17 protein-coding genes are annotated in these 15,283 nt (G+C 38.8%); 12 read left to right on the forward strand and 5 right to left on the reverse strand.

What is annotated here, in order from left to right:
* Positions 1–234 precede the first annotated feature (234 nt).
* From K6V30_RS11475 to K6V30_RS11485, 3 genes are all read left to right on the forward strand, one after another.
* Positions 235–666 carry a hypothetical protein gene (locus K6V30_RS11475; protein WP_010537230.1) on the forward strand — a complete coding sequence of 144 codons (432 nt, stop codon included), beginning with the start codon at positions 235–237 and terminating at the stop codon, positions 664–666.
* Between the two features lie 266 nt (positions 667–932).
* Complete coding sequence (locus tag K6V30_RS11480) at positions 933–3,206, forward strand: monovalent cation:proton antiporter family protein (RefSeq protein ID WP_055270624.1); 2,274 nt, start codon at positions 933–935, stop codon at positions 3,204–3,206.
* Positions 3,207–3,255: 49 nt separating this feature from the next.
* Entirely contained in the window at positions 3,256–3,681 is a 426-nt protein-coding gene (locus K6V30_RS11485; RefSeq protein ID WP_010537232.1) for an HIT family protein, read from the forward strand.
* A gap of 90 nt (positions 3,682–3,771) precedes the next feature.
* Here K6V30_RS11485 and K6V30_RS11490 read toward each other — a convergent pair whose 3' ends face one another.
* The 4 genes from K6V30_RS11490 to K6V30_RS11505 all read right to left on the reverse strand — a co-directional run bounded on the left by K6V30_RS11490 (position 3,772) and on the right by K6V30_RS11505 (position 6,131).
* A complete protein-coding gene (locus K6V30_RS11490) occupies positions 3,772–4,194 on the reverse strand; it encodes an RNA-binding S4 domain-containing protein (RefSeq protein ID WP_010537233.1) in 423 nt (140 codons plus the stop codon).
* 102 nt (positions 4,195–4,296) lie between these two features.
* Complete coding sequence (gene pth / locus K6V30_RS11495; RefSeq protein ID WP_055270683.1) at positions 4,297–4,863, reverse strand: aminoacyl-tRNA hydrolase; 567 nt, start codon at positions 4,861–4,863, stop codon at positions 4,297–4,299.
* Positions 4,864–4,999: 136 nt separating this feature from the next.
* On the reverse strand, positions 5,000–5,590 hold the full coding sequence (locus tag K6V30_RS11500) for a 50S ribosomal protein L25/general stress protein Ctc (protein ID WP_008760337.1): 591 nt from the start codon (positions 5,588–5,590) through the stop codon (positions 5,000–5,002).
* 136 nt (positions 5,591–5,726) lie between these two features.
* Positions 5,727–6,131 (reverse strand): PUR family DNA/RNA-binding protein, encoded by a 405-nt coding sequence (locus K6V30_RS11505; RefSeq protein ID WP_055270681.1) that lies wholly within the window; start codon positions 6,129–6,131, stop codon positions 5,727–5,729.
* A 168-nt stretch (positions 6,132–6,299) separates the two neighbouring features.
* Here K6V30_RS11505 and nusB point away from each other — a divergent pair, with 168 nt between their 5' ends.
* The 6 genes from nusB to K6V30_RS11535 all read left to right on the forward strand — a co-directional run bounded on the left by nusB (position 6,300) and on the right by K6V30_RS11535 (position 10,151).
* Entirely contained in the window at positions 6,300–7,226 is a 927-nt protein-coding gene (gene nusB, locus K6V30_RS11510) for a transcription antitermination factor NusB (RefSeq protein WP_010537238.1), read from the forward strand.
* A gap of 40 nt (positions 7,227–7,266) precedes the next feature.
* Positions 7,267–7,584, forward strand: coding sequence for a preprotein translocase subunit YajC (gene yajC / locus K6V30_RS11515; protein ID WP_008764747.1), 318 nt, complete (start codon positions 7,267–7,269; stop codon positions 7,582–7,584).
* A 21-nt stretch (positions 7,585–7,605) separates the two neighbouring features.
* Complete coding sequence (locus K6V30_RS11520) at positions 7,606–8,619, forward strand: CdaR family protein (RefSeq protein ID WP_055270622.1); 1,014 nt, start codon at positions 7,606–7,608, stop codon at positions 8,617–8,619.
* Entirely contained in the window at positions 8,609–9,223 is a 615-nt protein-coding gene (gene coaE, locus K6V30_RS11525; RefSeq protein ID WP_010537241.1) for a dephospho-CoA kinase, read from the forward strand. The genes K6V30_RS11520 and coaE overlap by 11 nt, the downstream gene beginning before the upstream one ends.
* Positions 9,224–9,247: 24 nt before the next feature.
* Positions 9,248–9,682, forward strand: a complete 435-nt coding sequence (locus K6V30_RS11530; protein WP_010537242.1) for a DUF5606 family protein — start codon at positions 9,248–9,250, stop codon at positions 9,680–9,682.
* Between the two features lie 220 nt (positions 9,683–9,902).
* The gene (locus K6V30_RS11535) at positions 9,903–10,151 is read left to right on the forward strand and encodes a hypothetical protein (protein ID WP_010537243.1); all 249 of its coding nucleotides are present in this window, start codon (positions 9,903–9,905) and stop codon (positions 10,149–10,151) included.
* Between the two features lie 59 nt (positions 10,152–10,210).
* Here K6V30_RS11535 and clpB read toward each other — a convergent pair whose 3' ends face one another.
* Positions 10,211–12,799, reverse strand: coding sequence for an ATP-dependent chaperone ClpB (gene clpB / locus K6V30_RS11540; protein WP_055270620.1), 2,589 nt, complete (start codon positions 12,797–12,799; stop codon positions 10,211–10,213).
* 223 nt (positions 12,800–13,022) lie between these two features.
* Here clpB and K6V30_RS11545 point away from each other — a divergent pair, with 223 nt between their 5' ends.
* From K6V30_RS11545 to K6V30_RS11555, 3 genes are all read left to right on the forward strand, one after another.
* On the forward strand, positions 13,023–13,607 hold the full coding sequence (locus tag K6V30_RS11545) for a DUF6621 family protein (RefSeq protein WP_055270618.1): 585 nt from the start codon (positions 13,023–13,025) through the stop codon (positions 13,605–13,607).
* A gap of 48 nt (positions 13,608–13,655) precedes the next feature.
* Positions 13,656–14,552, forward strand: coding sequence for a LysR substrate-binding domain-containing protein (locus tag K6V30_RS11550; RefSeq protein ID WP_010537246.1), 897 nt, complete (start codon positions 13,656–13,658; stop codon positions 14,550–14,552).
* Between the two features lie 240 nt (positions 14,553–14,792).
* Complete coding sequence (locus K6V30_RS11555) at positions 14,793–15,167, forward strand: YccF domain-containing protein (protein WP_010537254.1); 375 nt, start codon at positions 14,793–14,795, stop codon at positions 15,165–15,167.
* Positions 15,168–15,283: the final 116 nt, after the last annotated feature.

Consider the following 15,283-nt stretch of genomic DNA (forward strand, 5'->3'; position numbering starts at 1 on the left):
ATCCATAGAATTAAATCCACAATCTTATAAGAATGCAGGCTGGGCATTTTACGTGATCTGCCACCTTAGAAGTAATGATAACAAGGAAACAGCAAGAATTTTATTTTGTGGAATTGGTTATCATATCAATCCTTGTTTTGAATGGTCTACAACTCAGGGTGATTATGCAGAATGGAATTTTGAAACGACGAGTTTGAATGCTCCCCGTATTGCAAACTTCAAATTCTTACGTTGATGAAAAAATGGATTTTTGTATCGCTCGTTTTTATCATGCCTTTTCTTATGACAGGTTGTGTGGAGAAGACCGGATATTATACAAAGGCGGAAGATGATGTCATATCTTTGATATGTGGTGTAACGTGGGCTAGTCAAAAAATAGTCAATGATGCTGAAGAGACGATTCAAGGGTTGTATAAGTTTAGAAACGATGGTACGTGTACTCAAACTTCAATTGTTACTGATAAAAACGGAAAAGAGCAACGGCGTGATGTCAATGTGAGATGGGCTTTTTATGATCAGAATTCCAGTACAATTTATTTTGGTTCGGATCATTATTGGGATATAGAGGAACTTACAACCAAGAAATTTGCCATTTATGACCGATGGGGAGAATATGGGGAAATAAATATGTCCAGAGAATATAAAGAATTTACTCCTTTAGAATAGCTCGATAGTTAGCTTTCAGAGATCTATGACTTTTATCAAATTCAAAGAGAAAATAAAGGTTATGGCGGGAGAATTGGTATCATGAAATGAAGTCGGTAGTTTATCTATAATAGATAGGCTGCAGATTTTTCCGCTTAATTATGTCTTATGTAAATAATTAGATATTTTATGCAATCTATTTGAGGCTATTGACTTAAAACATATTTGTGAATATATTGTTTATACCATAGATTTATTATAATTTTGTCACCAAATACGATAAAACAATGTCTCAATTACCTACACTCATTGCCGATCTTGCACTGATACTGATTTGTGCCGGCGTTATGACTTTACTCTTTAAGAAGTTGAAGCAACCTTTGGTGTTGGGATATGTGGTTGCCGGGTTTCTGGCAAGTCCGCACATGCCTTTTACACCATCAGTGATGGATACCGCCAATATTAAGACATGGGCGGACATTGGTGTTATCTTCTTGTTGTTTGCTCTTGGTCTGGAGTTTAGTTTTAAGAAAATAGTTAAGGTAGGTGGCTCTGCTATCATTGCCGCCTGTACTATTATTTTTTGTATGATATTGCTGGGAATAGGCGTCGGCATGGGATTCGGCTGGCATCGAATGGACAGCCTGTTTTTGGGTGGTATGATTGCGATGTCTTCTACTACTATTATCTATAAGGCATTCGACGACTTGGGATTAAGAAAAAAACAGTTTACCGGACTTGTGCTGAGTATTCTGATTTTGGAGGATATATTGGCTATTGTATTGATGGTGATGCTTTCTACAATGGCGGTGAGTCATAATTTTGAAGGTACCGAAATGCTGGAGAGTATTGGCAAATTGCTGTTTTTCCTCATTCTGTGGTTTGTAGTAGGTATCTATCTGATTCCGGAGTTCTTGAAACGTTGCAGAAAGCTGATGGGAGAGGAAACTTTGCTTATTGTATCATTGGCGCTGTGTTTCGGCATGGTGGTAATGGCAGCCAATACAGGATTTTCCGCAGCATTCGGTGCGTTTATTATGGGGTCTATTCTGGCGGAAACGATCGAAGCGGAATCTATAGACAGACTGGTGAAACCTGTAAAAGATCTTTTCGGCGCTATTTTCTTCGTGTCGGTGGGTATGATGGTCGACCCTGCAATGATTATTGAATATGCAATACCTATTATTGTGATTACGATCGCGGTTATTTTGGGGCAGGCTACATTCGGAACATTCGGTGTGATTCTTTCCGGTAAACCATTGAAGACTGCTATGCAGTGCGGTTTCAGTTTGACCCAGATTGGTGAATTCGCATTTATTATTGCTTCCTTAGGTGTATCTCTGCATGTGACGAGCGATTTCTTATATCCGATAGTGGTAGCTGTCTCAGTGATAACCACTTTCCTGACTCCTTATATGATTCGCTTGGCTGAACCTGCTTCCTCTTTTGTAGATGCTCATTTACCTGCTTCCTGGCGGAAGTTTTTGATGCGCTATTCTTCAGGATCGCAAACTGTGCTTAATCATGAGAATTTGTGGAAGAAGCTGTTGCTGGCAATGGTGCGTATTACTGTAGTATATTCAATAGTCAGTATATCTATTATTGCACTGTCTTTCCGTTTTGTCGTGCCATTTTTTAAAGAGAATTTGCCTCATTTCTGGGCATCATTATTGGGGGCTGTTTTTATCATTCTCTGTATTGCGCCTTTCCTGCGCGCCATTATGGTGAAGAAAAACCATTCCGTGGAATTTATGACTCTGTGGCATGATAATCGTGCTAATCGTGCGCCATTGGTATCTACTATTGTCATACGTATAATGATAGCGGCATTATTTGTTATTTTTGTGATATCGGGATTGTTTAAGGCATCTATTGGATTGATTATTGGAGTTGCGGTGCTTGCTGTTCTGTTGATGGTATGGTCGCGTCGTTTGAAAAAACAGTCTATATTAATTGAACGGCGTTTCTTTCAAAACTTGCGTTCCAGAGAGGTACGTGCAGAATATTTGGGAGAAAAGAAGCCGGAATATGCCGGACGCCTGTTGTCACATGATTTGCATTTGGCAGACTTGGAGATTCCGGGTGAATCAACTTGGGCGGGAAAAACGTTGATGGAATTAAATTTAGGTAAGAAATATGGAATTCATATTGCTTCTATCTTACGAGGAAAAAGGAGGATTAATATTCCCGGTGGTTCTGTACGCCTTTTCCCTATGGATAAGATTCAGGTGATAGGTACAGATGAACAGCTGAACGTATTTAGCAGTGCGATGCAAAGTGGTGCTAAAATAGACTGGGATGTATATGAAAAAGGAGAGATGATTTTAAAGCAGTTTATTGTTGATACGGACTCTGTTTTTCTGGGTAAAACAATTCGTGAATCCGGTATACGGGATAAATACCATTGTATGATAGCCGGTGTGGAACGGAAAGATGGGACGCTGATGGTACCGGATGTAAATGCGCCATTCGAAGAGGGTGATGTAGTGTGGGTTGTCGGTGAAAAAGAGCATGTGTACCAATTAGTCGATCAAAAAAACGAAAAAATACAGGTGAAATAAAAGCAGAACGACTATTTTTGCTTTGTCAAAACATAAAAATAATAATATCATGAAGAGCGATCCAAAAGAATGTCTGTATTGCCAGAACAATGAAACGTTGCATAATCTGATGATTGAGATTGCGCAGCTTAGTGTATCACGTGTGTTTTTGTTTAAAGAGCAAACTTATCGGGGGCGCTGCCTCGTTGCTTACAAGGATCACGCGAATGATTTGAATGAATTGAGTGATGAAGACCGTAATGCATTTATGGCTGATGTGGCACGTGTTACTCGTGCGATGCAGAAGGCTTTCCAGCCGGAAAAAATAAATTATGGTGCTTATTCAGATAAATTATCTCATCTGCATTTTCATCTGGCTCCGAAATATGTCGACGGACCTGATTATGGAGGTATATTCCAGATGAACCCGGGAAAGGTTTATTTGACGGATGTTGAATATCAGGAATTGATTGATGCGGTGAAAGCAAATCTGTAATCGGAGTATTTGATAAATGATAAACGGTGAATAAACTGTAACATAGAGGTACAGGTTTGTTCGCCGTTTATCATTTATATTATTTAGTGTTTATTTATCTTCGTCGAAATCAAAGTCAAAATCAAAGTCGTCCATAAATTCCGGAGCAGTGAATTCTTCCAGACTTCTGCGATCTTTTTTGGTTGGACGTCCGGTTCCTCGTGCACGATCGATAAATCCGCTGATTTTACTCATCTCCAATAGTTCATATTGGTCGGGAGTTGTTACATTTTCCATCATATCGGGTACAAGTTTGGCACCTACTCGCTTTTCGATAGCTTGTAGCACTTTGAATGAATAGGTGATAGGCGGTTTCTTGACTTGAATCACATCACCTGGCTTTATCATGCGAGAGGCTTTTACATATGCTCCGTTAATGGTGACACGATTCATCTTACAAGCTTCAGCAGCAATTGTGCGTGTCTTGAAAATACGAACGGCCCACATCCATTTATCTATTCTTGCTTCTGCCATATGTCTATTGATGATTTATTAATTTATGATGTACAATATCTTAGTGGTGTACTGACTAAAACCAACTGCAAATGCGCTATAAGTAGCCGACTGTAAATGCTCTTATTTTTTATTAAACTGGTTCATGGTAATATCTATACCTGCCAGGCAGAAACTTTTGATGATTTCTCCGGCGGTCTCCAGTCTTTCATTCATTGTCTTGAGGTCTTCATCAGTAAAGTGTCCGAGTACATAGTCAACCTGTCCGCCTTTCGGGAAGTCATTACCGATACCAAAGCGTAAACGGGCATAGTTCTGGGTTCCTAAAATGGCTGCTATGTGCTTAAGGCCATTATGTCCGGCATCACTTCCTTTTCCTTTCAGACGTAAAGTACCAAAGGGGAGAGCCAGGTCGTCTACTACTATTAATACATTTTCCAATGGAATGTTTTCTTTTTGCATCCAGTAACGAACAGCTAGTCCACTCAGATTCATGAAAGTTGATGGCTTGAGTAAAATTAACTGGCGCCCTTTGATTGAAAAACTAGTAGTAAACCCGTAGCGTCCGTCAATGAAAGAAGGGGCGTTGTTGATTCTAGCTAATGCCTCCACTGTCATGAAACCAATATTGTGTCTGGTTTCATGATATTTAGGTCCAATGTTTCCTAGTCCGACAATTAGATATTTAATCATTGTTTTTTTCGTAAAAACAGTTTGTTAATATAAAAAGAGAACGCAGATTAACGCAAACTAATGCAGACTGAACATCTGCTTTAATCTGCATTAATCTGCGTTTGCTATATCTCTTTACAGGGATAATCTCAAATTACTTTCCAGCGGCTGCTGCTGCACCTCTTGCTGCACGAGTCAGCTTAACAGCACATACAACTGCTTCCTTAGCACTGATCAGTTCAAGACCTTCGAAGCTCAATTCGCCAACTTTAACAGTCTTACCCAATCCCAGGTGAGAAACGTTAACAGTCAGTTTTTCAGGAATTACATTGTACAGAGCTTTCACTTTAATCTTACGCATCTGCAATGCAAGCTTACCACCGGCTTTAACACCTTCTGCAAGACCTTCCAATTGTACTGGAACTTCCATAACGATAGGTTTAGCTTCGTCAATCTGATAGAAGTCAACATGAAGAATGTTGTCCTTTACCGGATGGAATTGAATATCTTTCAGGATAGCGTTTACTTTTTTGCCATCGATATCCAGATCTACTACGTAAATGTGCGGAGTATAAACCAAGTTACGAAGACCTTCGTTAGTCACTGTAAAGTGAACAACTTCACCAGCTCCGTAAAGTACACAAGGTACACCACCGTTCTTACGAATTTCTTTCAAGGCTCTTGCTTGTTCTGAAGAGCGTTCTGCAATAGTTCTTGCAGTTCCTTTTACTTCAATTGATTTCATTTCTTAAAAAATTGTGTTACTCTAAATTAAGTTATTTTGCTTAATTCACCATTACACGATGTGGATTATCACATGATGTTGCAAAAAAGCGGTGCAAAAGTACAGTTTTTTTTTGAAATATCAAAGAGTTACCTCTTTAAAAGTCAATATCAATCTTAATTTCGTTTTCCAGCTTGTCCTCTTTAGCTTCTTCGGCAAGCGCTTCTTGTTCTCTTTTTATATCTGCCTCTTCATTCAGGCGGCTGATATAATCATTCATGTCGTTGTGGTTAATGAAATTGAGGGCTTCTGTCAATCCTGCCATGAATTTCTGAAAATCCTCCTTATATAAGAAGATTTTGTGCTTTTCAAAGCTAACTTGAGAGTCATCTCCTTCTCCCATCACTACTTTCTTACTCTCCGTAATTGCTAAAAACATTTCATCTTTACGGTTCTTCTTCACATCAAGGTAATAGATGCGTTTACCTGCTTTGATGGACTTGGAGAAAACAATCTCCTTATCATTCATGTCTGCGTTCATTTTCTTTTTAAAATCTTCCATATCATTCGGTCCGTTAATAATCGGCCTCAAAATTGGATATTTTTTTTAAACTGTCAAAAGAAAAAGCGCAGAGAATCAAATACTGCATTAAAAAATGTGATTTATTTGTGGAAACTCATTAAAAATATCTACTTTTGCAGTTCGATAATAACAGTATTAATTTGAATTATGATCAACAGAGTTCTTATTCGTCTTAAGATTATACAAATAGTGTATGCCTATTACCAGAACGGCAGCAAAAATCTAGACTCAGCGGAGAAAGAGTTATTCTTCAGCCTTTCAAAGGCGTATGACCTTTATAATTATTTGTTAATGCTGATGATGGCATTGACAGAGTATGCACAAAAGCGCATTGATGCGGCAAAAGCAAAACTGGCTCCTACTAAAGAAGAGTTATATCCCAATACAAAGTTTGTGGATAATAAGTTTGTTGCACAGTTGGAGGTGAACAAACAATTAACCGAGTTTATATCCAATCAGAAAAGGACTTGGGCTAATGATCAGGATTTCGTCAAGGAACTCTATGAGAAAATTGTAGAAAGCGATATTTATAAAGATTATATGGCTTCCAGTGATAATTCCTATGAGGCTGACCGTGAATTGTGGAGAAAACTCTATAAGACATACATCTTCAATAATGATTCTCTTGATCAGGTATTGGAAGACCAGAGTCTGTATTGGAATGACGATAAAGAGATTGTGGATACCTTTGTGCTGAAAACGATTAAGCGTTTTGAAGAGAAGAATGGAGCAAATCAAGAATTGCTTCCGGAATTCAAGGATGACGAAGATCAGGAATTTGCACGTCGTTTATTCCGTCGTACTATTCTGAATTCCGACTATTATCGTCACCTTGTGAGCGAGAATACTAAAAACTGGGATTTGGACCGTATTGCATTTATGGATATTATCATTATGCAGACTGCTTTAGCAGAAATTTTAAGTTTCCCGAACATTCCGGTGAGTGTTTCGTTAAATGAATATGTAGAAATCGCGAAGTTGTATAGTACTGCCAAGAGCGGAAGCTTTATCAACGGAACGTTGGATGGAATAGTTAATCAATTGAAAAAAGAAGGTAAGTTGACTAAAAACTGATACCTTTGTCCATATAGTAGAAATTAAAACTTGATTATTTATGAACCTATTGACTGTATTATTGCAAGCTCCCGCAGCGGGAGGTGGAAGTATGATGTGGATCATGCTGATAGCTATGTTTGTTATCATGTATTTCTTTATGATCCGTCCTCAGAACAAAAAGCAGAAAGAAATTGCTAATTTCCGCAAATCTCTTCAGGTAAATCAGTCAGTAATTACTGCAGGTGGTATCCATGGTACGATCAAAGAGATTACTGATGATTATATAGTACTTGAAATTGCTTCTAACGTGAAGATTAAAATAGATAAGAACTCTATTTTTGCTGATGCTTCGGCTGCCGGCAATCAGTCTAAGTAATCTTTAGTAAACAAATACCCTATGCTCGATCGTAGGAAATTAAGATATACATATTTAAGACTATCCAAAAGAATTAAGGATTTCCTGCTTAGTGATAAAAGCAGGGAGTTCTTAATTTTTTTATTTTTTTTCCTGATTGCCGGTGGATTCTGGCTGATTCAGACCCTCAATAACGACTATGAAGCGGAATTCTCTATCCCGGTGAGAATGAAGGATGTCCCCAATAATATAGTACTTACTTCAGAACCTCCTTCCGAACTTCGTGTCCGGGTAAAGGACAAAGGGACGGTGCTTCTCAATTATATGCTGGGAAAAAGCTTTTTTCCGGTAAACTTAAGTTTTCCAGATTATAAAGGGCAAAATAATCATGTGAAGATCTTTGTCTCTGAATTTGAAAAGAAGATACTCAGCCAGCTGAATGCCTCTTCTAAAATACTTTCGATAAAACCTGATACATTAGATTATATCTATTCGACAGGAAAATCTAAGTTAGTACCTGTTCATTTTCAAGGGAAAGTGACTGCCGGACTTCAATATTATGTTTCCGATACAATTTGTAGTCCGGATTCTGTATTAGTATATGCTCCGGCTGGAATTTTAGATACTATAAAAGCTGCTTATACCCAAGAAGTAAACCTTGAAAATATTTCGGATACGATTCGTCAGCGGGTGGCTTTGAATAATAAAAAAGGAGTGAAGTATGTTCCCGCTTCGGTTGAACTGACTTTTCCTGTAGATATTTACACAGAGAAGACGGTCGAAGTTCCATTGCGTGGGGTTAACTTTCCGGCAGATAAGGTACTTCGTGCATTTCCTTCAAAGGTTCAAATAACTTTTCAAGTAGGCTTGAAACGTTTTCGAAGCATTAAAGCCAGCGATTTTGTGATAAGTGTTTCTTATGAAGAGCTACTAAAACTAGGATCTGATAAGTATACGGTAAAGTTAAAATCAGCTCCTCGTGGGATTAACCAGATTCGTATAGTACCCGAGCAAGTTGATTTTCTGATAGAACAAGTTTCTTCCGATGGTTATTAAAATAGGTATTACCGGTGGAATCGGTAGTGGAAAAAGTGTAGTTTCCAGATTACTGGAAATGATGGGAATTCCCGTTTATGTTTCGGATATTGAGGCGAAGCGCATCACTCATACCAATGAGGTGCTACGTAGAGAACTTTGTACTCTGGTCGGTCCGGATGTTTTTCAGAATGGAGAGTTAAATCGTCCTTTATTAGCATCGTATTTATTCGGTGATTCGCAGCATGCGAAAGAGGTAAATGCTATCATTCATCCGAAGGTGAAAGAAGATTTCAGGCAATGGACACTTCGGAAAGGTGATATCGGTATCGTTGGTATGGAATCGGCAATTCTTTTGGAAGCCGGTTTTAAAGAGGAGGTCGATTTTGTGGTAATGGTATATGCACCGTTGGAAGTAAGAGTGGTACGGGCAATGAAACGTGATCATTCTTCAAAGGAATTGATAATGAAACGTATCGAGGCACAAATGAGTGATGAGATAAAGCGAAATCGTGCTGATTTTGTAATCGTGAATGATGATGAAACCCCTTTAATTCCACAGGTTTTGACGTTTATTTCTTTGCTATCTAAAAATAATCATTACCTTTGCTCCGCAAAAAAATAATTAATAAACAAAAGAATATATACTATGTTGAAGACTATCCTGTCTATCTCCGGTAAACCGGGATTGTACAAACTAATTTCGCAAGGAAAAAATATGTTGATTGTTGAATCAATCAGTGCAGATAAAAAACGTTTCCCCGCTTATGGTAATGAGAAAATTATCTCTTTGGCAGATATAGCAATGTATACGGATGAGGCGGAAGTGCCTCTGTATAACGTGTTGGAAGCAATGAAGGGAAAAGAAAATACTGGAGTAGCTTCTATTGATCCTAAAAAAGCCACTCCGGAACAGCTCCGTGAGTATTTAGGAGAAGTATTACCAAATTTTGATCGTGAACGGGTATATGTTGCAGACATTAAGAAATTGATTTCTTGGTACAACATTTTAGTTTCTAACGGAATTACAGAATTTAAATCAGAAACAGACACTGCAGAAGAGGCTGTAACTGATGAAAAATAAGTCATGAAACACTAATGACTTTAATACGAAAATGTATTAAGGAAAGCGTGACAATAGTTCAAATTGTCACGCTTTCTTTTATTTATAAAAGTATATGTAAGCGACAAATCCCCTTTAGTGTTCTTTAAGCAATCTTATGTTTGCATGAATATTTTATTGTTTATATAGTAGATAAACATAGTTTTTCTCTATCTTTGTAACTGCTAATATACGTAAAAATATGGATGTAATAACAAATAAAGAGGTAAACGTTTACCTTGATAATGAAAAAGGAACATTGTGCTTAACTGGAATGTTGGTAGGTACTATGGTGTTTTTATATGATTCGCAAGGGGAACTGAAAGAGAAACAGAGGTTTACCTTACCTTCTCTCACTTTGGATATTCCTAAGAAAGGTACCTATGTTTTAGTAATGAGTCATCCTAATTGTCAGCCAGAAGTAAGAAGAATTATATATTCCGGAGTATAAAAAAGCCGATATGTTCATTTAAGAACATATCGGCTGTCTTTATAACAACTAATTATAATTTAGTTTCTGAATACCAACCCATCTCCGTTTGAATCTACAATAATTGCCTTGCTTCTGTCAACTTCCTGTGACAGTAACTTTTTCGACAAATCGTTCAGCAAATAACGCTGGATAGCTCTTTTTACCGGTCGAGCTCCGAATTCAGGATCATATCCTACCTGGGATAAGAAATTCAAAGCAGCATCTGTCATTTCCAGTTCTACTCCGTTTTCTGCAAGCATCTTTTGTACACCTTTAATTTGTAAGAGCACAATTTGTCTGATTTCAGTTTCCGTTAACGGTAAGAACATAATTGTTTCATCAATACGATTCAGGAATTCCGGACGAATGGTTTTCTTTAGCATATTCATCACTTCCTTCTTCGTCTCTTCGATCACTTCTTCTTTATTCGAACCGCTCAGTTTCTCCATCTGACTTTGTATATAAGAACTTCCCATATTTGAAGTCATGATGATGATCGTATTTTTAAAGTTGACTACTCTTCCTTTATTATCTGTCAGTCGTCCATCATCCAGTACTTGTAACAGAATGTTGAACACATCCGGATGCGCTTTTTCGATTTCGTCAAACAAAACAACAGAGTAAGGTTTTCGGCGAATGGCTTCTGTCAGCTGACCGCCTTCATCGTATCCAACGTATCCCGGAGGTGCTCCGACCAGACGAGAAACGCTGTGTTTCTCCTGATACTCACTCATATCTATACGAGTCATCATCGATTCATCGTCAAAGAGGAATTCTGCCAAAGCTTTTGCCAATTCTGTTTTACCGACACCGGTTGTTCCAAGGAAGATAAATGAACCGATCGGGCGTTTGGGATCTTGCAATCCGGCACGGCTACGGCGTACTGCGTCTGCAACTGCTTCAATCGCTTCGTTCTGACCTATAACTCGTTGATGAAGTTCATCTTCCAGGTGCAGCAATTTATCTTTCTCACTTTGCAACATTTTGCTGACAGGAATACCAGTCCAGCGAGAAACAACATCAGCGATGTCTTCAGCGTCCACTTCTTCTTTGATCATGGCTTTATCACCTTGCATGCCACGAAGCTTTTCTTGTGTATCTTCTATTTCTTTATCCAAGGCCTGAAGCTTTCCGTAACGTATTTCGGCTACTTTTCCATAGTCTCCTTCACGTTCCGCCTTTTCTGCTTCGAACTTCAGATTTTCGATTTCCACTTTGTTCTGCTGGATTTTATCCATCAGCGTTTTTTCACTCTGCCATTTGGCTTTGAAAGATTTTTCAAGTTCCTTTAATTCTGCCAGTTCTTTACCGATAATTTCCAGCTTTGGCTTGTCATTTTCACGTTTGATGGCTTCACGTTCAATCTCTAACTGTTTGATTTTACGTGAAATTTCATCCAGCTCTTCTGGGACAGAATCTACTTCCATGCGTAGCTTAGCTGCAGCTTCATCCATCAGGTCGATTGCCTTATCCGGTAAGAAACGGTCGGTGATATAGCGGCTGCTAAGTTCTACGGCTGCTATGATGGCGTCGTCTTTGATACGTACATGATGATGGTTCTCATAGCGCTCTTTCAATCCACGAAGGATAGAGATAGTACTCAGAGTGTCAGGCTCATCTACTTGTACAATCTGGAAACGACGTTCCAGTGCTTTATCCTTTTCGAAATACTTCTGATATTCATCAAGGGTTGTCGCACCGATTGAACGTAGTTCTCCACGTGCTAATGCCGGTTTCAGGATATTTGCGGCATCCATTGCACCTTCGCCCTTGCCGGCGCCTACCAGTGTGTGAATCTCATCAATAAACAAGATTATATCACCTTCTGATTTCTTCACCTCGTTGACAACTGATTTCAGACGTTCTTCGAACTCTCCTTTATACTTTGCTCCTGCTACCAGTGCTCCCATATCAAGAGAATAGACCTGTTTGTTTTTCAGGTTTTCGGGCACGTCTCCCCGGAGGATACGATGTGCCAGTCCCTCTACGATAGCTGTCTTACCTGTACCCGGTTCACCAATCAGAATCGGATTGTTTTTGGTTCTACGGCTCAATATCTGGAGTACCCGGCGGATTTCTTCATCACGTCCGATTACCGGGTCTAGTTTACCGCTGCGGGCCGCTTCGTTCAGATTGATGGCATATTTCTCTAAAGACTGATAGTTATCTTCACTGGATTGTGAAGTTACTTTTTCTCCTTTTCTTAGTTCGTTGATGGCATCGCGCAGTTCTTTTTCCGTCATTCCGGCATCTTTTAGGATGGTGGATACGGTGCTTTTTACGGTCAGCAATGCCAGCAGGATGTGTTCCAGTGAAACGAATTCATCACCCATTTCCTTAGAATACTGCGTTGCTTTCTGTAATACTTCATTAGATTCTCTGCTCAAGTAAGGTTCGCCACCAGAAACCTTTGGCAGTGAGTCGATTTGCTTATCAACCACGAGAGCTACTTGCTGACCGTTCATACCTAATTTTTGGAAGATGAAGTTGGTTACATTTTCGCCTACCTTCATAACTCCATGCAGGATATGAGCGGGTTCGATAGCCTGTTGGCCCCGGCTTTGTACCAGATTAACAGCCTCCTGTACCGCTTCTTGAGATTTGATGGTAAAATTGTTAAAGTTCATATCGTTGTTCTCCTTTCTTTTTTCACGTTTTTAATAACACTTGAGAGGGCGCAAAAGATTTGCCAAGTATAAAAATATGACAAAATAGCATGATTATTAAGGAGTTAAAGGACAAAATGACCATTTTTACCTAAACATAACTGACGAATTTGCCGTGAAATGAAGCGGATAAATAAAAGTATTGTAGTATCTTTATCCGCTGTAATCATATTATAAATAAGGTATGAATGATAAACCTCAAATAAAACTGTCTGAAACAGTAGTGTTGATTGATGCTGCTTTCTTGAATTTTGTAATTACAGATATGAAAGGTTATTTTGAAGAGACCTTGCAGCGTTCTTTACAAGAGATAGACCTTTCTATGCTGACTACTTATCTGACTTTGGATGCGGGCATTACAGAAGGAAAAAATGAAGTGCAATTCCTTTTTGCTTACGACAAAGACTCAAGTCATCTTGCGCATTGCCATCCTTCTGATCTGGAAAAAGAGCTGAATGGAGTCGCTTTTCAAAGTCCTTATGGAGAATATTCATTTGCAAGTGTTCCTTCTGAAGGGATGGTATCGAGGGAAGAACTGTTTCTGGATTTAGTGGCTATCGTTTCCGATTCGGCAGATGTGAAAAGGATGATTGTCGTGTCTTTTAATGAGGAATATGGGAAGAAAGTGACTGATGCTTTGCATGAGGTGAAAGGTAAAGAGATCATTCAGTTCCGTATGAATGAGCCTGAAGCATCGGTTGAATATAAGTGGGATATGTTGGCTTTTCCTGTTATGCAGGCATTGGGGATCAGAGCTGATGAATTATGATCTTTGTCTTTAGTTCTCAATTTTTAATTCTTAATCTTTAATTAAAAGGTGTCCGATTTTCGTTTAAAAGTATTTCAGAGCGTAGCGAAGAATCTGAGTTTTACAAAGGCTTCGCAGGAGTTGTTTGTCAGCCAGCCTGCTATTACGAAGCATATTCAGGAACTGGAGACTTACTATCAGGTTCGTTTGTTCGAACGTCAGGGTAGCAAGATTTCGTTGACTGTTGCCGGTGAACTGCTGCTCAAGCACAGTGAAAAGATATTGGAGGACTACAAACGCCTGGAATATGAGATGCATTTGCTGCACAACGAATATATTGGTGAGTTGAAGTTGGGGGCTAGTACGACTATTGCGCAATATGTATTGCCTCCACTATTAGCCAACTTTATTGCAAAGTTTCCTAAGGTCAGCCTTTCTTTGTTGAATGGAAATTCCCGTGGGATAGAAGCGGCTTTACAAGAACACAGAATTGATTTGGGATTGGTAGAAGGTATCTTTCGTTTACCTAGTTTAAAATATCTCCCTTTTCTGCAAGATGAACTCGTTGCAGTGGTAAATGCGCATAGCAAATTCGCCGTTCAAGATGAAATTACTCCTGAGGAGTTACCGGATATTCCTCTGGTATTGCGTGAGAGAGGATCGGGTACGCTGGATGTATTCGAACGTGCTTTGTCACAGCATAATATGAAGCTGTCTTCATTGCATGTTCTTATGTATCTCGGAAGTACGGAAAGCATTAAACTATTTTTGGAACATACCGATTGTATGGGGATCGTTTCCATTCGGTCGGTTCATAAGGAACTTGTTGCGGGCAATTTGCGGGTAGTTGAGATAAAAGGAATGCCGATGCAGCGTGAATTTAATTTTGTACAGCTGCAAGGGCAGGAGGGGGGATTATCCCAAGTGTTTATGAGATTTGCGGGGCTCCATAGCAAGAATCTGTAATCACGCCGGATGCTATGTGATGTCAAAAAGCACTTTTTACATAAAAAGAAACTTTGTTGAAAAGTAAATAAAGTTAATTGTATTTTCACATATCTTCTGTATCTTTGTTTCTCCCCACGACTTTCTTTAATGAAGTGGTTACTGATAAAATGTTTCAGTAGGTGATAGACCGATATTATCACGGTAGACCTGATGGGGTAGTAATGAAGAAACTTAAAAATAATTAGATATTACTATAATATGGGCTGTTTGATGAATTTATTGTGGCTATTGCTAGGTGGAATTTTTACCGCAGTGGAATATCTTATTTCAAGTTTGCTGATGATGATTACCATTATCGGTATCCCTTTTGGCATACAGACATTAAAGTTGGCCGGGCTTGCTTTATGGCCTTTTGGGAAAGAAGTGAGGAGTGGACAGCGTTCCGGTGGCTGCCTTTATGTATTAATGAATATTTTATGGATATTCTTGGGAGGCATTTGGATTTGTCTGTCACATTTAGTTTTTGGAGCAATTTTGTGTATCACTATTATTGGTATTCCCTTTGGTTTACAACACTTCAAATTGGCGGCTTTGGCATTGTCTCCTTTTGGAAAAGATATTGTGACGGTATAGAATTGAAAAGTGATTCCCCTCTTCTTATAACTAAAAGTTATAACTCATAATTAGAAACGATTAGTCTGTCTTGATTGTTTGCCGTACTTTTGTGCCCAGAAAAATAATTAAAGATA

It is taken from the genome of Bacteroides faecis (assembly GCF_020091505.1).
GTDB classification, from domain to species: Bacteria; Bacteroidota; Bacteroidia; order Bacteroidales; family Bacteroidaceae; genus Bacteroides; species Bacteroides faecis.